This is a genomic window from Salipiger sp. CCB-MM3, from assembly GCF_001687105.1.
In the GTDB taxonomy this organism is placed as follows: Bacteria; Pseudomonadota; Alphaproteobacteria; order Rhodobacterales; family Rhodobacteraceae; genus Salipiger.
The window spans coordinates 30,362-49,311 of record NZ_CP014597.1 but is presented as its reverse complement, the minus strand read 5'-3'; the positions used below and the strand labels follow the sequence as shown (position 1 = coordinate 49,311).

Sequence of the window (18,950 nt, the reverse complement as noted above, 5' to 3'; positions counted from 1 at the left end):
TCATAGTTGCGCCCATATTCTTCTTGTTTTTTTCGAATGGATTTTGGTTCACAGCATGAAACCGACCCTTGTTATTCTTGTCGTCGGCCTGACACCCAAACTTGTCGGAGCTCATACCCCCCACCTTGCAGCCCTTGCCGAACGCGGCGGAATGCGCCCGCTGGAGACGGTCACACCGGCGGTCACCTGCACCGTGCAGGCGACGCTGGCGACCGGCTTGCCGCCCTCGGGCCATGGTGCCGTGGCCAATGGCTGGCTGTTCCGCGATCTCAAGGAGGTGCTGCTGTGGCGGCAGCCCAACTCGCTGATCGAGGGAGAGAAAATCTGGGACGCGGGGAAGGCGCGCGATCCGGGCTTCACCTGCGCCAAGATGTTCTGGTGGTACAACATGTACGCCACCGCCGATTACTCGGCGACGCCGCGCCCGATGTATCCGGCGGACGGGCGCAAGATCCCCGACCATTACGCCTATCCGCCCGAGCTGCATGACGAGCTGGATGCCAAGCTCGGGCGCTTCCCGCTTTTCACCTTCTGGGGGCCGACGGCGGATATCACCTCCTCGGCGTGGATCACCGAGGCGACGCTGCATGTGATGGAAACGCGCCAGCCGACGCTGACCCTGACCTACCTGCCGCATCTGGATTACGACCTGCAGAAGTTCGGCCCCGATCTGGCGCACCCAGAGGTGCAGAGCTCCCTCAAGGACATTGACGCGCTGGTCGGCAAACTGGTCGCCGCGGCGGATGCCGAGGGACGCCGGGTGCTGGTCGTGTCGGAATATGGCATCACCCCGGTCAGCGAGGCGATCCACATCAACCGCGCCCTGCGCAAGGCCGGGCTGATCGCCGTGCGCCCCGAGGAACATGGGCGCGAAATTCTCGACGCGGGCGCTTCGGCGGCCTTTGCTCTGTCGGACCACCAGCTTGCGCATATCTACGTCAATGACGCCGCGCGTTTGGCCGAGGTGAAGGCGCTGGTCGAGGGGCTCGATGGGGTCGAGACGGTCTGGGACGAGGACGGCAAGCGCCAGAATGGCCTCGACCATCCGCGCTCGGGCGAGCTTGTGGCCGTCTCGAAGCCCGACCGCTGGTTCAGCTATTACTACTGGCTGGATGAGGCGAAGGCCCCGGACTTTGCCCCCACCGTCGATATCCACCGCAAGCCCGGCTATGACCCGGTCGAGCTGTTCCTCGATCCCGATCTGCGGTTTCCCAAGCTGGCGGCGGGCTGGAAGCTGGCCAAGCGCAAGATGGGCTTTCGGCAGCTTCTCGACGTGATCTCTCCCTCGCGGACCGATCTCGTGAAGGGCAGCCACGGGCGGCTCACCGATGATCCCGGCGACGGGCCGCTGGTGATCTCTTCCGAGGCGGGCCTGCTGCCGGAAGGATCGGTCCGGGCGGTGGATTTCAAGGCGCTGACGCTGAGCCATATCTTCGACTAAGTCCCCGCAATGACCCGCTGCAGCGCGCGGGTGAGGCCAAAGCCAAGAACCGCCAGCAGCGCCGGGATCCATCCTCCGTGGACCCCGGCGATCAGCGTGGCGTCATAGAGCGAGATGGCGGCGATCAGCAGGGTGACGGCCTTCGGCACGTCGCCCTTTGCCCGGCGGAAGAGATAGTGCAGCGCCAGCCCGGTGGCGGCGAAGAACCCCAGCGCGATCAGCAGCGCCAGCGCGCTGCCCCAGCTGAAGATCAGCACCAGCAGGCCGGGAAAACCCATCACCGCCAGCGGCCACGCGCGCTCGATCCGGTTGTAGGCCTCTTGTTTGGCGGCGTAGGTGAGGCCCACCACATAGGCCAGCAGCCCAAGCGCGCCCCAGATCGCCACGCCCGGAAAGCTGCCCGTCGCGCCGAAGGCAGCCAGCGCGTAGCAGAAGAACCGCGTGACCCCCATGATCACCGGCGCCAGCGCGGTGCGTTTGTGCAGCCAGTCGTAGAGGAAGATGCTGATGCTTAGCAGCACCGCCGAGACCAGCGCCCAGCCTCCCAGCGGCAGGGTCAGCAAAATGCCGGTGCCCAGCATGACGAAACCGCCGACAAAGACATCGCCCTGACGGATGTCGCCGCGGGGGATGGGGCGGTCGGCCTTTTGCGTGCGGTCGTGCTCGGCGTCGAAAGCATCGTTGAGCCACATGCCGCCCACGTAAAAGAGGGTCAGCGCCAGTGCGCTCAGCACGATTGGCCAGAACGCCGTGCCCGGGGCCGCCGAGAGCGCCAGCAGCGCCCCCGCCATGGCATTTGTCCAGACCGTCGGCAGGTTGGACACGCGGCCCAGTTCCAGAGCGGTGCGGATCATTGGCCCAGCCTTTCCAGAACCCAGCGCAGCTCTCGCGCAATGGCGGCATCGACGCTGGAGGTGCGCAACTCGGGCGGCAGCACATCCCAAGTGTAGGTCTCGACCTCGAGATGCGGCGAGATCGGCGCGGCGCGGTGCAGGTCGAGGATTTCCTTTAGAAACTCCTGTGTGCTGTCGAAGAGGCCAAGCGAGGCCAGAAACACCGGGACATGGAAATGGATGCGCCATTCCTCGCCATCCGCCTCGGCGCCGCGGGCCAGCGCCTCGGGCAGATCGGAATAGGCGGTGATCGGCCCGTCGCCGCGACGGGCAAGTACCTGGTGCAGGTAGGTCGGCTCGGCGAAGGCCTTGAGCATCGCGCGCACCTCCGGCCTTATCTGCGCCCGCAAGGCAGAACTCAGCTGCAACTTATGGATTGGTATCCCAACCGATTTCAGGGCCGCGATGCTGGCTTCGGGGTCTTCATATTCCACCGCCGCATGACATACGTCGTAACACAGGCCCAGGTGGCAACGGAGCGCTTCTTCGGCAGCCTCGCCATTCAGCCCTGTCACCTCCCGGAAACGCGTGACTGCACCCGGCGAATAGAGCCAGTCCTTGAAAAAATCCACGGTGCCGGAAATGTTCTCGAGAAAGCAGAAGGGCTCGGGCTCGATCGCCAGTGCCACGGTGACCCCGGTACGGGCCTTGATCGCCACGCAATGCGCTGCTGCTTGCAGGTAGCGCTCGGTCATCTCTCCCTCGGTACCCGCGGCGAGCGTGCGAAACGTCCCCGGTACAGTGCTCAGGCTCACCCAGTCACCCGGCTCCGAGAGCTCGGCCATGAGGTTGGCAAGCCTGTTGGTGTAGTGCAAACGCTCGGGGTCACGCCAATCGGGCTGGTAGACCTGCTCTTTCACCCGCACGCCGTGGAAGGGTCCGTAGGGAAAGCCATTCATCGTCGCCGGTGCGAGATCCTGCTCGCGCAGGAAGGCTTTGAGCCACGCCCTCTGGTCGCCCTGGTCGAGCTGGTCAAGAGCGTTGGACGAAAGCCGCAGCCCCACAGCGAAGCGCCGGTCGGGGCAAACCTGTTCCCTTACCTTCAGGAGGGGCCCGGTGAGTGCCTCCCGGCACTCCTCCCAGGTTTCGGTGGCATGGATGTTGAGGCAGTAGGTGAGGGTGCCCAGCCCGCCGCTCAGCAGCATTACGCCCACCCCCGATCGATGCAGTCTGGCTGGCCAGGGACCTGACCTTGGCCCTGCTCGCTGGCAAGGCTGTATGCATGCGCCTGGCGTTTCAGCCAGCCGATCGCATCGGCCACAAGATCAGGCCGCATCTCATTGATCTCTATGCCCTTGCCAAGAGCGCAGAGCAGCGTGATCGTCAGCTTGCCACCAAGATGCTCGCGAAACTCTTCGAGGCCGCGAAGAAGCTCCAGGTTTCCATTCTTGCTGTGCCTGGCAAGGCCCGGATGCCATAGCGGGAGACCCAGGCTATTCAGAACGGAGACAATGCGGCTTTCTTCGCCTGGCGCAAGAAGGCCAGTCAGCACCGAATACCGCGCATCAAGCGCGATCCCCATGGCCACTGCATCCCCATGGCTGACGCAATACTGCGTGAAGGTCTCGAGTTTGTGCGCCGACCAATGGCCGAAGTCGAGCGGCCTCGCAGAACCCCGCTCGAAGGGGTCTCCGCCATGCGCGATCTGGGTCATGTGGAGCTCCGCGGAGCGACGGATCATGTATTCTTCGGCCTCCGGCTCAAATCGTTTGAGCTCTGCCGCATTCGCTTCGATCCAGAGGAAGAAATCCCTGTCGCGAATAAGCGCGACCTTCACCGCCTCCGATAGTCCCGATCGGCGCACCGGGGGTGGCAATGTGGCCAGAAAGTCGAAATCATTGAGCACGGCCCATGGCGGCGCAAAGCAGCCCGCGAAGTTTTTCGAGCCGGCAAAGTTCACGGCTGTCTTCACGCCAACGCCGCTGTCATTTTGCGACAGAACCGTGGTTGGAATACGGATATGCCGGATCCCGCGGTGCGCCGTGGCCGCTGCCATGCCCACCGCATCCAGCACCGCGCCGCCACCGATGGCCAGAACATAGGAGTGCCGATCAATCCCGTGCTCCAGGATGCGGTGGTAAATCTGCTCAAGCCTCGACAGCCCGGCCTTCGCAGCCTCACCGCCCTCAATGGCGAGCGGCGCACACGCGAGCTCCACTCCGGGGACTTCTTCTCGAAAATATCTGGCAATCTCATAGCCGAGCGTGCCCCGCTGCTTGAGCACGTCGGCGTCAATAAAGACAAGGCACCTCTGGCGGCGCGAATGCTCCGACACCTCCAGGGCCTCCCGAAGGGACGCGTTGGCCGGGGAGAACAGGTCTCGCGTGAAAACGACCCTGTATTCATAATTGACCGAAAAGGATTGGGTTCTGGAGTGGATCTCATGCTGCGGGGTCGGGGCTGGCCTGATGAAAGCGGAAGAGGGGGTGGCGTCAAATGTCAAAATTTTAGGCAGTTTTTTCATGTCGTTCATCTCGGTCGTCAATAGGCTGCAAATGGGGAGGGCCTGGCCGCGCTGCGGCCGCGCTCACTGAGATGCGGAATCCGGATTGCCAGCCAGGGGCCAGGGTAGGGAGCTCCGGACGCTCGGGCCCGCGGAGCGTTGTTTCCGCAAATCTCTGAGAAATATCGCATAAATCTCGGATTCCTCGCCCGGAGAGCGCCGGGATCCGACTCCATGGCAGCCCCTTGGGGGATGCTTCCGTATGTGGGGATTGTTCTGATCCGGCCCGCAATATGCGGAATGCGGGTAGTATATTTCCATCAGCAGAGACGCCATGGGAAGTCGCACCGACACCGAAGTCGACATGGGAAAGCCTTTCACCAATTAAAAACCACGGCGTATCGCCGGATACTACAGAAAAAAGGCAGTATATGACTGCCTAAAACCATCTGCATACGCGTCAAAGCTGCGATGCATTACTTTATTGCCCGCAACATACGAGAATCAAATGATTGCGACTAGCCCTGAAATAAAAATTTCATATTAAATCTCCTTTGTGCGCCACTTTGTTTTATATATGGCGGCGCGTTTTCATATTCAGCGCCCGTGACATCGGCAGCAGAGTCCTTGCGCGAGAGGCTCTGGGCAAAGCCGCTAGCCATGGCGGCGATCATCCCCGCAGGTCTGATGAAGAGAAGCCATCGTTCCGCGAGAGGGATGCTGGCCAAGAGGCTTCAAGCCTCATGGGTAACCTCTTTGGTAAGTGGTTTACCCTTATGGTAATGTGATTTACTAGTGGTAAAAGTCAGGGCGAGCCTGGCTCGCGTGTGACGTCGGCAAGAAGAAAGCGGGAAAATGAGCATTCCAGGGAACAATATCCGCCAGCTGCGCATGGCCCGAGACTGGACGCAGGAAGACCTTGCAGAGCGGATGAACGTCACCAATGTGACGATATCACGCTGGGAGAGTGGGGCCCGGGTCTTCAGCTCCAAGGACCTTCGGGCGCTTGCAACGATCTTCAAGGTCACGCCGCAAGATGTCATGGGCGATGGGGCCATTCCGGCGGCGCCCCAGCCCTCCGGGCGGCCGCGCAAGGTTCCCGACCCCAAGTTTGCCGAGGCAGCTTCGCAAGGGACGCTGATTGCAACCCTTCTTGGGGGCAAGGAGGCGAGCCGCGTGGCGCTGGACGAAAGACTTCTCGGTGATCTTCCGAAAGCACCGGAAAGCCGTATCGCGCTCTTTCAGCTTCGGGATGACAGCATGGCGCCGTTTCTCGGAGTGGGCGACATGGTTTTCATCGACACCCATGTGTCCCAGATCACGCGCGATGGTGTCTACGCTTTGAAACTGGCGAAACAGGACATTCCAACCATCCGACGCGTGTCGATTTCTCCGGCGGACGGCAAGCTGCGTATCTCCTGTGACAATGCCAGCTACCAGCCCTTTGTCGATGTCGCTCCGGAAGCGATTCCGGTGATCGGCCGGGTCGTTCGGCGGATCTGTGCAGTCTGAAGCTTAGCCATCACATATAGCAGCCGCGATGCAGATCCCGCCCTGCGGCGGCGCCCAGATAGCTAGCCAGGCCGCGCCACTTACCAATCACAGTTTTTGCCCAAACGAGGTACTCCATGACCGAACTCGACGACTGCCTGATCATCCAGGTGTTCGGCGAAACCGATTACACTTCCTTCGTCTACCCCAAGTCGACATTCGAAGGCCGGGAGAAAATCTTCGGCACTCCGAAGGCGGATATCTTCATCAGGACTGTCGGAGCGCTTCTGGGCTTCGACAACTGGGATGAGCTGAAGGCCATCTCTCGCGAACCTCTCATAGGGAGCAAGCTCGTCGTGCACCGGCACCGTCAAAGATGATGGATGTAGTCCACAGCGGCCACGCCGATGGTGATCAGGCTCAAGCAGATGCTGATCTTCCAGTAGGGCGTCTCGGTCAACTTAAGTTTGAACATGTGTCATCCTCCCGCAGCATGAGTGTGTGATATCAACTCCCTAGGGTCCCGTGTTCATCCATGATAGTATCGATGTCACCAGTCGCGAAGGCAAAAGCATTTCCACATATATTACATAAGATGACTTATCGGACTTTCGAAGGGATTCAAATCCGTTCGCTCAGATACCCTTCTCGAGGCCAGACTTCATGGCTCCAAGCCTCTTCCGAGGTCGCCAGGCCCAACAGGAACGGCTCTCCAAGCCCTAAGCGCCGCCTAAGCCATCAAGTTTCATATCGCTGACTACATGGGAACCAACACCAGAGGTTCCCCTGTATGAGTCATCTTGAAAGCTGGACCGCGTATCACGGTATTCGCACTCGAGACGTCGATGCTGAGACGTTCACGTTTGGGGGGCTCGCTGACTTCCCTGAAGGCATACACCTGGGCTCGCTCGCTCAAGCCAAGATGCGTGCCGGCCGCGGCACTGTGATCGAGGTGATCGTCAATGCCTCTCAGCTATCTCCGAACGGACTGAAACGCGTGAAGGATCGCCCGGGCGGATGGCGCACCACCAACAGACGCGCCCGCGGCAATGGATCGGCTGCCCTCGTGTACCTCAACCGCTACGAAGGCGTCGACGAAGCAGCTCTCGCAAAGATCCTGAAAATCGGTAGTGACAGGTTTGATCGGATGAGTGACGCCGAGGTCCGACGGCGTGTTCCTGAGCTTAAAGACAGCTGGGTCGTCCTCGATCCGGAGATCGTCACCATCAGAAGAGCACTCGATCCAGATGAGGTCGCGAGGATGCTTCAGAGTCAGCCTACGGAGCTTGGAGGCCAAGAAAATTTGCTGCCTTGTAGCCCAACTGGGCGATGACCACCCTACACTCCTCATCTCTCATTGCGCGGTGATCCTCGTAGGTCACCAAAAACACGATGCTATTTGACCAAAGCGCAGTGGAGATTTGTCATGCTCGATATTGGAACCAAAGATTCTGACGACATAGTCGCTTCCCCTGAGGGCGACATCATCATTCTGAAAGCGGGAGACGACACGGTAGACTCCGGAGATGGCGACGACCTCATCGTCGCAGGAAAAGGCGACGATAGCGTGGATGCCGGCGCCGGTGACGACCTTCTGATCCTGGGACAGGGTGATGACACTGCCAACGGAGGATCGGGCTCTGACACGATCCTCGGCGGGTCTGGCGACGACGTCTTCATCTTCAACGCCACCAGCCTCGAGGAAGGCTCCGATTTCATCGATGGCGGAAAAGACTACGACACCCTCCGGATCATCTATACCGACGCCACGGCCGACGAGCTTGCAAGTGATTTCCAGCGGCTCCAAGCGTACCTGGACGCTGGTGACTTCACGAAGTCCTTCCACTTCGAAGCAGTCGATCTTGAGATCCGCAACGTCGAGGATGTTGAACTCATTGATGATACGCCAGTGGACCCAGCCGTGCTCACGATCAACGGCGCCAATCCATTTAACGTTGGCACGGTATTTGCTGGCAGCGCAAGCGCCGTCCAACTCACAGTAACGAATACGGGCGGCACCACAGCAACCGAGATTGAAGTCAGCTTCTCAGACACTACCAACTTCGGCATCTATCAATTCGAAGACCAGGTATACTCGCTTTCTGAAACACTGAACCCTGGTGAGCTCGACACATTCAGACCCTATTTTCAGACCCCAGGAGTTTCAATCGCTGACGAAATCGGTGTCTACGAATGCGCCATGGAAATATCCTATTTCGACGGCCTGGAATACCAGGTGCTAGAAAAAGAACTGATTGCTCAAGCCATCTGATGCCCTACCCGATCCCAAGCGATGGTTACGGTCTCATAGACCAGCGTTGCTTGGGATCATCTGCCCCCAGCAGATGATCCAGTTCCCTGAACAGCTCCGCCGTCCGCGGATCATAGTCGATGTCAGCGAACTGTTGCGGAAAGTCGTAGATGCCAATCTACGCTGCGATGGAGTCCGCATCAACGCGTACGATTTCAAGACCATCTGACAATACCACCAGCCCGACCACATACGTCCCGTTTTCAGAGTCGGGGTAACGTCCATGGGGCTTCTCCCTGTTTCCGCACGCATCGTCAAACCATGACGACCGCTTACCAAGAGCCCGGAGAACCAATCCCTACAAGGGGAAACCGAACTTCTTGCGGGTCGCCTCGCAATCCTAAATGGCGCCTCAAGGCGTGACCTTGAGTAAGCGAAATAATCAGAAAAATCATTGATTGAATGGCGACTACAGCCTCAAAGCACTCTGAGAATGGTGAAGCTGACCGCCAGAAATTCTATTCTATTTACATGGGGCTTCAAATGCGCTTTACTTGTATACACACAACCCCTCAAAGGAATTACATGAAGAAATACATCGCCGCTGGCGCTCTCGCACTTGTTGCTCTCAGTGCCCATGTTTTCGCCAGCCCGCTGATCGCTGCCTCGAGCCTCAAATCCGCCATCGACAACCAGGATGCCGACGCCCTTGTCGCCAAGATTGATTTCGATGCCCTCCATGAAAATGTCCGTTCCGAAATCGACGACATCGTTGCTGCAGAACAGAACCCCATGGCGCGCGAGATGACGAAAGCCATTCTCAACGATATGTTGGACAACTTTGCCAGCGAGCAAGCGGTCACGTCCTGGGCCAACAGCGGTATGGGAGCGAGACCCGATACCGGGGACATGGACTACAGTTTCGGCTTCGGCGTCACGCGGTTCAAGATCAACCTCGAGACTGAGGCAGGTCCCGTAAGCCTCGTAATGGCACCTCGCGGCCTGACCTGGAAAGTGGTCGGTGTTGAATTCGACCCGGCCGCCCTCGGGATGGTCTGACAACACCACGCGACCGACCTCCAAACAATGGCGTCAGTTTATCCTTGAATTATGGATAGGCTGGCGCCATATCTTTATTACCGAGCCCCAATGGTGGGGTTGCGGCCTAAGCAAGATTTCCGTCCCACTGTGGGATGAGAGGGAGCATACATGACACAGGATGCATTGCATCTTGTCCTAGTGCAGGACAACCCGACCGTCGGGGATATCGACGGAAACACCAACATCGTTCTCGACGTGCTGAACCGCAATGCGGTCGCGGACCTTTTAGTCTTCTCTGAGTGCTTCATTTCCGGCTACCCTCTGCAAGACTTGGTGCTTCGCCCCGGCTTTCTTTCGCAAGTTGATGCCGGCATCGAGCGCATCCGCCAGGCCGTCGTCGAAAAGCAGGGCCCGGCCATCCTGATCGGTGCACCTGTCGCAAGAACGACCCTTCCCGGGAACGCGGCACTGCTGATCGATGTCGACGGCTCGATCCGTACCGTCATGAAAACCGAGTTGCCCAACAACGATGTCTTCGACGAGCGCCGCGTCTTTGCCTCCGCCGAAGGTAGCCGCCCTGCCCCCCTCTCCTTCCGCGGCTTCCAGCTTGGCGTCCAGATCTGCGAAGACATGTGGCATGGCCGGGTTTCTCGTGGCCTTGCGGACGAGCTTGCAGATGTACTGCTGGTGATCAACGGCTCTCCCTATCAGCGCGGCAAACACGATGTCCGCCTGCGCCACGCTCGTGCGCGCGCCAAAGAGACCGGCCTGCCCCTCATCTACGTGAACCAGTACGGCGGTCAGGACGAGCTCGTTTTCGATGGTGGCAGCTTTGCCTTCGATCCCGATCCCCACAGCCCGGACGGCAGCCTTCTGCAGGGGCCGGCCTTCGATCGCGCCGAACTGAAGGTATCCCTCAAGCGTGACCAGCTGGGACAGACCACCATTGGCTTCGAGGGCGGAGAACGCGCACTCTACCCTGCGGACCCCATCGAGACCGACTATCAAGCCTGCATTCTGGGCCTCAGAGACTACCTTGGCAAGACCGGCATGAAACGGGTCGTCCTCGGCGTCTCGGGCGGTCTCGACAGTGCGCTGGTAGCGACTATGGCTGCCGACGCAATCGGCTCTGAAAACGTCATCGGGGTAATGATGCCCAGCCCGTACACAAGCCAAGAAAGCATCGACCTCGCCACCGACCTGATGAACCGCCTGGATATCCATCAGCGTACCATCAGCATCGAAGATGCCTTCAGTGCTGTCGACGAAGCGATGTCCGCCTTCTGCGAGGAACTGGCTCCGGAGGTGGGTGAAGAACCCGATCTTGCACTGGCTCGAGAGAACTATCAGGCCCGCTTGCGCGGTCTCAAGCTTATGGGCATCACCAATGCCATTCCCGGCACCATCCTTCTGTCGACCGGCAATAAGTCGGAGATGTCCGTGGGCTATGCAACGCTCTATGGAGACATGAGCGGTGGCTACAACCCTCTCAAAAGCGTGTGGAAAACCGACGCCTTCGCCATGGCCCGCTGGCGCAATGGATACGAGGGTTTCGATACTTGCGATCCCATCCCGACTGAGATCATCGATCGGCCGCCATCAGCAGAACTCGCCGACGACCAGGAGGACGCGAACACCCTCGGTGACTATGAGGCGCTCGATTTTGTCCTGCGTATCTTGGTCGAAGAATTCGGTAGTGCGAAGGTCGCTGCTACCCGGCTGGAAAAGACGTTCGGAAACGATCTGCCCCGCCTGACTGGCGGCATGGACGCACAAACCTACTCGGACCGGATCGCCGGGCTGCTGCGCAGAGCGCAATACAAGCGGATGCAAGCACCGCCGGGTGTGAAAATCAACGCGACCGATTTCGGCGCCGGGTGGCGGTACCCGACTGCAGGCGTCTATTCCTTCTGAATTTTGCGCGCGCCCAGGTGAACTGGGCGCCCTCCCCCAATTCTATTTTCGAGACAACACCATGACCACCAACTTTGCTCAGCGCATCCACAACGCGAACTATAAATTCGACCCCTACGTCCGTTCGCTGATGGACACCGACTTCTACAAGCTCCTGATGGCCTACTTCATCTGGAAGCACTATCCGGATGTCGGTGTGACCTTCACCGTCAAGAACCGCACCAAGGCAGTGAAGCTGCCCGCGATTGTCCCCGAGGCGCAACTCCGCGAGCAACTCGACCACGTCCGCTCGCTACGCTTCACCAAGTCGGAGCTCATCTGGCTCAAAGGCAACAGCTTCTACGGCCAGGAAGGCATCTTCCCCGGCGACTTCATTGCCGCGCTCGCCGACCTGCAGCTGCCCGACTATCACCTCGAGATCCGGGACGGCGAATACCACATCACCTTCAGTGGGACCTGGTTCGAACACACGCTTTGGGAAATCTACGCTTTGGCAGTGATCAACGAAGCCAAGTCCCGCGCGGCCATGGCAGACATGTCCAAGTACGAGCTCACCGTCCTCTATGCGAACGCGACCTCCAAACTTGTTGCCAAGCTGAAGGCACTGAAGGAAGCCGATGTCCGCGGCATTGCCGAATTTGGCACCCGGCGCCGTCACGGATTCCTCTGGCAGGAGTTCGTGATCGAGGCCATGCAGGAGGAACTCGGCGCAGGCTTCATCGGCACATCGAACGCGCTGCACGCCATGCGCATGGACCTCGAGGCGATCGGCACCAACGCGCACGAGCTCCCGATGACGATCACCGCCTTGGCCCGCCTGGAAGGCATGCAAGACGGTGAGAAGCCTTCCGACAGGCATTCGGTCTTCATGAGCCAGTACCGCGTCCTCGAGCAATGGGAACAGACCTTCAGCGGGAACCTTCTGGTGGCCCTTCCCGACACGTTCGGCTCCACTCAGTTTTTGCAGAATGCAGAAAGCTGCTTCCCGAACATCGAGCACTGGACCGGCTTCAGAGAAGACAGCAAGGACCCCTACATCGCGGCTGAGGAGAAGATCGCGTTCTGGAAATCGCTCGGCGTCGATCCGCGCGAAAAGCTGCAGCTGTTCTCGGACGGCCTCGACCACAAGCTGATGATCGACCTCAGCAACAAGTTCAGAGATCGCATCCGCTGCGGCTTTGGCTGGGGCACCAATGCCACGAACGATTTCAGAGATTGTGATCCCCGCGGCGGGACCGACCTCAACCCGATCTCGCTCGTCTGCAAAGTCACCGAGGTGAAGGACCTCAAAACCGGCGGCAAGGTCGGCGCAGTGAAACTCTCGGACAACTACACCAAGGCCACCGGCCCCGAAGAAGAGATCGCCTACTACCGTGAGATCTTCGGGGCTGAAGGCGTCGCCGACATTCCGGTCGAAGTCTGAAGCGAGGAGATTCTGAAATGGTAACCAAAACTCTGAAAATCGATCCCCGCATCAGCAACGACCGTGTCGGGCTCATCATCTCTCGCCAGCAAGTGAAGACGCTGGCCCACGCCGGCATAGAAAGCCAGATGATGATCGACAACTCGGTCAACATCATGGGCCTGGGCTCGTGTGAGAAGCATGGGGTCGAGGGCAACCCGCTCACCGCGGACCAAAAGCGCATTGCGCATCAAGGCATCTGGGGCAGCGCCTTCAAGATCTGCATGCTGCAAGATATCGGCGCGACCGACCGCACTGCGGACTGGGGGAACTACGTCCTCGACCGCATCGCGAGAAACCAGCTCCCTGAACCGACCGACCTCTACTCCGGATCAAAGCATGAAGCCCGCTGGTACGAGGCTCACTTCGCTTCGCTCAAGGGCGAGCCGACCTTCACGCGCGGCCGCTTCAACGTCTGGGAGAACCCCGAGACCGGGAAACGGATCCACATCCTGGACCGCACGGAAGACGGCATCTCCTCAAGCGAAGCCCGGATGCTGATCGAGCGCCGTGATCCGGCCTGGATGGACATGGTGCCGGCAAAGCTCTGGAACTACTACGAGCAGGAGTACCCGCCCCACCTTCGTGTGGCCATCGAAGTCGAACCGACTGCAGACCGCGATCCGCAGACTGACTTCCCCAATGGGCAGCCGGTTGGAACCAAATGCATCTATATCGACGATCCGGAGCGGGTCTTTATCCTGCGGGATGACGGAAAGTGGCGCGCGCGTTCGGACTCTGAAAATCGCAAGAGCATGGGCGACTGATCCCCTGCAAGGCGTGTGCCCGGGCCCCATGCTGGGGTTGCGGGCGGCGCACCAACCTACCGGCCCCAATGGTGGGGTCAGGAAACTTGAAAGAGACCACCAATGTTTGACATCAACACCATCGACCAACCCAAGACTGCCCTCATCGTGATCGACCTGCAGTATGACTTCCTTCCGGCGGATACGTCCAAGGACGACGGGGCTCTCGCGGTCCCTGGGGGCAACGATGTAATTGCTCCCATCCACGATCTGATCCAGATGTTCGACAACGTCGTCCTCACCCAGGATTGGCACCCTGCCTCGCACAAGAGCTTCGCAAGCGCACACGAAGGCAAGGCGCCGTTCGAGACCACTAAGATGCCCTACGGTGAGCAGGTCCTCTGGCCAGACCACTGCGTACAAGGAAGCTTCGGATCGAAGATTGCACTCAGCGATCACCTGATGGCAAAGGCGCAGATGATCATTCGCAAGGGCACAAACCCTAAGATCGACAGCTACTCCGCCTTCCTGGAGAACGACAAGACCACCACGACCGGGCTTGCCGGCTACCTGCGCGAGCGCGGCATTGAGCACGTGGTGATGTGCGGACTGGCGACTGATTTCTGCGTGGCCTTCTCGGCCCTCGACGCCGCTGCGCTGGGCTTCAAGGTCACTCTCATCGAGGACGCCTGCCGCGGCATCGATCCGGCTGGCGTTGCTGCCCAGAAGGGCGCTATGAAAGCGGCGGGTGTCATGCTCGCTTAAACCGGTATGCAAGTGCGCTTAGCGCTCCGCGACGAGCGGAGCGCTAAGCGCATCTCAACGCAGCATCCAGTATACGCCATTTCATAGAGCATCTATAGATCGCTGGCCGCGCACACTAAAGTTAGCCATCTGATACGAGAATAGCATACGGTCTAGGCTTATTATACCGGATATCCGCATGCAATTTTTATGCTCTTATCTATCTTAATCGCCGATAATTTATCTCCGCCACCAGATCTAGATAATCCATACAACCCATCCGATATATTACTTCCACACCTTAAAACAAAATCCAATAAATAAGCCGTATCGCAATCGTTCATCAAGCTAACAGGATCTCGCCCCCTGATAGCTTCGTGGTAAGCATTTGTGAGACAGTTATCCAGCCTCTTGAATCCTTCAAGGACAAGCCCTTGCTCGACAATATCCTCCAGCTCTGTGTATGTATCAGACTCAAGCAGTTTTCTTATCACCAGCAAGTTAGCCTGGCTCTTCTTGTTCCACTCCGAGTAAGCTTCATCGTACCGAGCCTTGCGCTCAATAACCTCGGAAAGAGACTGATCAGTAGGCTCCTCGGCATGACGTCTAAGACCAGCCGCGAGTAGCTCGGCGCGCACTCGACGGGAATAAATGTCCTGAGTGTATTCTCGTATTGCCTCAGCTTGCAGACTAGAGAACTCACGATCTTGGATTGCGCTATCAACAACAAATGAAAGATAAAAAACTGTCAGTGGCGTGAGAACACCAAGCAAGACTTTCGTCAGCTCAAGCCATGTCCAGTCTCCGGGCTTCATCTGCCTTGCCTCAATTACCTAAAACAATATTTGCGATATAGTACAACAGTTCACACCGCGATTATATGGCCGACTTCGAGTTGATCACGGAATGCGCAATATATCGCCAACCACTGGCTGATGGAGCTTTAGATCGACTTCAAGCAAGAGTACGGTTATCGGTAAGATCAACTGTTTTTGTCCCGCTCGAGCGCCCTATCTTCTCGTCCACGGGCCCAAACCCGCATCTGGAGGAGGAACCATGGCACAACCAAAGATCGCAGTGATCTTCTACTCGACCTACGGCACCAACCACCAAGTCGCTCTTACGGCCTCAGAGGCCGCCAAGGAGGCCGGCGCTGACGTTCGTCTTCTGCGGGTCGCTGAAACGGCGCCCGAGGAAGTCGTCAAAGGTCAGGATGCCTGGAAGGAGCAAGCCGAGAAGATGGCAGACATTCCCGTCGTCACCCCTGATGACATGGTCTGGGCCGACGGCTACTTCTTCAGCGCCCCAACGCGCTACGGCCAGTCCGCATCTCAACTTCGCGCCTTCATCGACACGCTTGGTGGGGTCTGGTCTGAGGGCAAGCTCGCAGGCAAGACAATTACCGCGACCACCAGCGCCCAGAACACGCACGGCGGCCAGGAAGCCACCACGTTGGGCCTCTACACGTCCGCGATGCACTGGGGCGCTATCATTGTGCCCCCGGGCTATACCAGCGATGTCATCTATGCCTCGGGAGGAAATCCATACGGCTATTCTGCGCAAGCTGGGCAGTTTGACGACGCCGGTAAGGCATCGGTCGCCCATCAGGCAAAACGGTTGGTCGAAGTGACCTCAAGGCTGATTGGATAAAGGGTCATCCCACACGCAGGCTCCGGAAAGACTTGCGTGTGGGATGACGGACTAATTTAGTCCGTGGCCTCGGCAGGGACCAAGTCGGCGAGAACGCCGTTCTTGAATGCTTCTTGGACGACATCCTTCGGGTACTGCAGCTTCTTGCGGTCCTTGACGTAGCCATCGAGCGCGGACTCGATCATAAGTTTCCGATCCACGGTTGCCGCAAGCTCACGGATCTTGTTCGACAGCTGCTCCGGATCGAACCGCGGCTTGCGCTTGTCATACGACGTTTGCGGAAGCCCGAGGTCGTAGCCCTCAAAGAAAACCGTCACGAGAAGCAGGTTCTCGATCAGTTCGTCGTCGGACACCTCCGGTGCTTCCGTCTTCAAAAGGCTCAAAATAGACGTCGTGCCTTCCTCGACCTCCATCCAAGTCGCGGTGCCGGCCAGCCGAGCCTCCGCGGTCTCATCTCGAAGCCAGCAAAGCCGGTCTGAAAAGACCGCTTCAGGCTCCATGATTTCTCTGATTTCGTCGTAAATGCTTTCGAGCGTCCGCCCCGAAGCGCTTTCCTTGGCCTGAAGCTTGTTCGCGAAGTCGATCACCTTGGGAAGGAAGCGCGCCAGGAGGTTTCCGACATGGTAGCTGATCTCCATATCGTCCCAGACCCAGGGCATCTCCCGGTTGGCCAGCTCTCTCCACAGCTTAGACGTATGCGCCACGCGATCTTCGAGGGAAACAGTCGTATTCATCAGAATTTCTTACACATTTCACATGCAGGCTACACACTCGGCTTGCACTGCGCTATCCTATATTTCTAACTAGTGAAGATGGGTATGAACTCTGAATTTCTGATTTATGGCGATCCGCACGGAAAGTGGAACCCGCTCTTCGAGGCTATCGATAGCTCCACCAGGACGGTGATTGTCCTCGGTGACTTCTCGGATGGGAAACTGGACCCAAGTGGGGCGGACCGGACCCGGGAGGCATTCGGTCGCTTGATCGATATGGGGCTCGATCTTCGCTTCATCATTGGGAACCACGATGCCTCCCTCGACAACCAGATTGATCTTTTAAAGGACTTCGACGGGCACCGGATCGACGGTAAAATCATCGAGGTCGGAGGACTTCGCATCGCCGGCCTGGGCGGCATCGTACGCGAGAAGGTCTGGCGCGGAGACGGAGAGGCGCTTGTCGCTTCAGAAGCCGAACTCATCGCGCGGACACCTCGAAACGAGCGCATCAATGGCGGCCTTCCCAGAAAGCACCTGACGACGATTATGCCTTGGACGGTCGAAAGCCTCAGGGCTCAGAAAGCAGATGTCCTCATCACGCATGAAGCGCCGAGCTGCCACGAACACGGTTTTGAGTTCATTGACCAGCTGGCGGCCGACATGGACGTGTCGCTCGTGATCCATGGCCACCATCACAAGAACTACTCGGATCGGCTAGATAGCGGCATCGCCGTCAGAGGAGTTGGGCTCGCCACGCCCTGGCAGTTTCCGAAGACGGGTCAAATCACGAAAACTCTCTGAAAACTGAGGGGTCCGCTCCTCTTGCTGATGGAATACCGTGGCATACATCGCCTTACGACACCGAACCATTCGGTAGATTAAGGAAAGTACCTATCATGACCACTCGCATTTTTGCTTCCCCGGCTCGCTACGTTCAGGGCGCCGACATCATCGATCAACTCGGCGAGCAACTTGCCACACTTGGCAAGTCAGCCTTCATCATCGCGGATGAGACGACATGGAAGATCGTTGGAGAGAAAGCCAGCGCAGCCATGCAGGGAAAGACTGAATTCCACCACGAGGAGTTCAACGGGGAAGCCTCCAAGAACGAGATTTCCCGCCTTGCAGAACTTGCGAGGTCCAAAGGCGCTGACCTGATTGTTGGCATGGGTGGCGGGAAGGCCATGGACACCGCCAAAGGCACGGCCGACGACCTTGGCCTGCCTGTCGCGATCGTTCCTACCATTGCCTCGACAGACGCGCCGTGCTCGGCACTGTCGGTGATCTACACCGATCAAGGCGTCTTCGAGGGCTACCGGTTCTACAACAAGAACCCTGATCTCGTGATCGTCGACACCCGCATTTGCGCCCAGGCCCCTGCCCGCCTGTTCGCTTCCGGGATCGCCGATGGTCTTGCCACCAACGTGGAGGCCCAGGCTGTCCTGAAATCTCGGTCGAAAACGATGGTGTCCGGCGCGCCTACGATCGCCGGCATCGCCATCGCGGAAGCCTGTGAAAAGACTTTGCTGACCTATGGCGAGGCTGCCTACGCAGCTGTTAAAGAGGGCCTTGTAACGCCTGCCGTTGAGGCCGTCGTTGAGGCATCCACTTTGCTGTCTGGGCTCGGCTTCGAGAACGGCGGTCTTGCCGGCGCCCACGCGATCCACAATGGGTTCACGGCCCTGGATGGTGACATTCACCACCTCACACACGGTGAGAAAGTCGCATACGGCACTCTTGTCCAGATGGTTCTTGAGCAACGGCCGGAAGAAGATGTCTTCAAGTTCATCAAGCTATACCGCGCCATCGGCATGCCCGTGACCCTCAAGGAACTCCACCTCGAGAATGCACCTCGCGAGGACCTGAAAAAGGTCGGCGATCTCGCAAACTCTGAAAGCGATACCCTGCGCAATCTCGCCACCGATCTCTCCGCCGATGACATCGCGGACGCGATCCTTGCGGTGGATACGCTCGCAAAGAAGGCTGCTTGAACTTGATCAGGCAAGACGGTCCAGCTCCGCGTATTGAACTGGGCCGTCGCCTACGGGCACATGCCACCGACAAGCCGTGACAACCATCTTGCAATCTCCTCGCTGGAGACAAGATATCCCATAAGCGTGCTGACTTAGAGGTCGACGCTAAGCCAACCAAGTGAACC

At 58.7% G+C, this 18,950-nt stretch carries 18 protein-coding genes; 13 read left to right on the top strand and 5 right to left on the bottom strand.

Annotation, left to right across the window (positions count from 1 at the left end; genetic code table 11):
* The first annotated feature begins 55 nt into the window (after positions 1–55).
* A complete protein-coding gene (locus tag AYJ57_RS20635) occupies positions 56–1,441 on the top strand; it encodes an alkaline phosphatase family protein (RefSeq protein ID WP_066111028.1) in 1,386 nt (461 codons plus the stop codon).
* Here the strand turns inward: AYJ57_RS20635 and AYJ57_RS20630 are convergent.
* From AYJ57_RS20630 to AYJ57_RS20620, 3 genes are read right to left on the bottom strand one after another with little or no spacing between them, the layout of a single operon-like run.
* Positions 1,438–2,295 (bottom strand): UbiA family prenyltransferase, encoded by an 858-nt coding sequence (locus AYJ57_RS20630; protein WP_066110572.1) that lies wholly within the window; start codon positions 2,293–2,295, stop codon positions 1,438–1,440. The two genes, AYJ57_RS20635 and AYJ57_RS20630, sit on opposite strands and share 4 nt — an antisense overlap.
* Positions 2,292–3,479, bottom strand: coding sequence for a metabolite traffic protein EboE (gene eboE, locus AYJ57_RS20625; RefSeq protein ID WP_066110571.1), 1,188 nt, complete (start codon positions 3,477–3,479; stop codon positions 2,292–2,294). The genes AYJ57_RS20630 and eboE overlap by 4 nt, the downstream gene beginning before the upstream one ends.
* Positions 3,479–4,807 carry a 3-dehydroquinate synthase gene (locus tag AYJ57_RS20620; RefSeq protein WP_237220275.1) on the bottom strand — a complete coding sequence of 443 codons (1,329 nt, stop codon included), beginning with the start codon at positions 4,805–4,807 and terminating at the stop codon, positions 3,479–3,481. Before AYJ57_RS20620 ends, eboE begins: the two co-directional genes overlap by 1 nt.
* A gap of 825 nt (positions 4,808–5,632) precedes the next feature.
* Between AYJ57_RS20620 and AYJ57_RS20615 the strand changes: the two genes are divergently transcribed.
* The 9 genes from AYJ57_RS20615 (at position 5,633) to pncA (ending at position 14,447) form a co-directional block, all read left to right on the top strand.
* Positions 5,633–6,289: an XRE family transcriptional regulator gene (locus tag AYJ57_RS20615; protein WP_066110569.1), complete on the top strand. Its 657-nt coding sequence runs from the start codon at positions 5,633–5,635 to the stop codon at positions 6,287–6,289.
* Positions 6,290–6,405: 116 nt separating this feature from the next.
* Positions 6,406–6,648 carry a hypothetical protein gene (locus AYJ57_RS20610; RefSeq protein ID WP_066110566.1) on the top strand — a complete coding sequence of 81 codons (243 nt, stop codon included), beginning with the start codon at positions 6,406–6,408 and terminating at the stop codon, positions 6,646–6,648.
* A 410-nt stretch (positions 6,649–7,058) separates the two neighbouring features.
* Complete coding sequence (locus tag AYJ57_RS20605) at positions 7,059–7,601, top strand: hypothetical protein (protein ID WP_066110565.1); 543 nt, start codon at positions 7,059–7,061, stop codon at positions 7,599–7,601.
* A gap of 93 nt (positions 7,602–7,694) precedes the next feature.
* Positions 7,695–8,540, top strand: a complete 846-nt coding sequence (locus AYJ57_RS20600) for a calcium-binding protein (RefSeq protein WP_066110563.1) — start codon at positions 7,695–7,697, stop codon at positions 8,538–8,540.
* Positions 8,541–9,104: 564 nt separating this feature from the next.
* Complete coding sequence (locus AYJ57_RS20595; protein ID WP_066110561.1) at positions 9,105–9,578, top strand: DUF2939 domain-containing protein; 474 nt, start codon at positions 9,105–9,107, stop codon at positions 9,576–9,578.
* Between the two features lie 150 nt (positions 9,579–9,728).
* On the top strand, positions 9,729–11,474 hold the full coding sequence (locus AYJ57_RS20590; RefSeq protein WP_066110560.1) for an NAD+ synthase: 1,746 nt from the start codon (positions 9,729–9,731) through the stop codon (positions 11,472–11,474).
* A 61-nt stretch (positions 11,475–11,535) separates the two neighbouring features.
* Positions 11,536–12,897 (top strand): nicotinate phosphoribosyltransferase, encoded by a 1,362-nt coding sequence (locus AYJ57_RS20585; RefSeq protein ID WP_066110558.1) that lies wholly within the window; start codon positions 11,536–11,538, stop codon positions 12,895–12,897.
* 17 nt (positions 12,898–12,914) lie between these two features.
* The gene (locus AYJ57_RS20580) at positions 12,915–13,703 is read left to right on the top strand and encodes a hypothetical protein (RefSeq protein WP_066110556.1); all 789 of its coding nucleotides are present in this window, start codon (positions 12,915–12,917) and stop codon (positions 13,701–13,703) included.
* 102 nt (positions 13,704–13,805) lie between these two features.
* Complete coding sequence (gene pncA / locus AYJ57_RS20575) at positions 13,806–14,447, top strand: bifunctional nicotinamidase/pyrazinamidase (protein ID WP_066110554.1); 642 nt, start codon at positions 13,806–13,808, stop codon at positions 14,445–14,447.
* A gap of 161 nt (positions 14,448–14,608) precedes the next feature.
* Here pncA and AYJ57_RS26000 read toward each other — a convergent pair whose 3' ends face one another.
* On the bottom strand, positions 14,609–15,241 hold the full coding sequence (locus tag AYJ57_RS26000; RefSeq protein WP_157374323.1) for a hypothetical protein: 633 nt from the start codon (positions 15,239–15,241) through the stop codon (positions 14,609–14,611).
* Positions 15,242–15,482: 241 nt separating this feature from the next.
* Here AYJ57_RS26000 and wrbA point away from each other — a divergent pair, with 241 nt between their 5' ends.
* Positions 15,483–16,076: an NAD(P)H:quinone oxidoreductase type IV gene (wrbA, locus tag AYJ57_RS20565; RefSeq protein ID WP_066110550.1), complete on the top strand. Its 594-nt coding sequence runs from the start codon at positions 15,483–15,485 to the stop codon at positions 16,074–16,076.
* Between the two features lie 56 nt (positions 16,077–16,132).
* Here wrbA and AYJ57_RS20560 read toward each other — a convergent pair whose 3' ends face one another.
* Positions 16,133–16,810: a hypothetical protein gene (locus AYJ57_RS20560; protein ID WP_157374322.1), complete on the bottom strand. Its 678-nt coding sequence runs from the start codon at positions 16,808–16,810 to the stop codon at positions 16,133–16,135.
* Positions 16,811–16,894: 84 nt separating this feature from the next.
* Between AYJ57_RS20560 and AYJ57_RS20555 the strand changes: the two genes are divergently transcribed.
* Positions 16,895–17,593, top strand: coding sequence for a metallophosphoesterase family protein (locus tag AYJ57_RS20555; protein ID WP_066110546.1), 699 nt, complete (start codon positions 16,895–16,897; stop codon positions 17,591–17,593).
* Positions 17,594–17,688: 95 nt separating this feature from the next.
* A complete protein-coding gene (locus AYJ57_RS20550) occupies positions 17,689–18,783 on the top strand; it encodes a glycerol dehydrogenase (RefSeq protein WP_066110544.1) in 1,095 nt (364 codons plus the stop codon).
* The last annotated feature ends 167 nt before the right edge of the window (positions 18,784–18,950 follow it).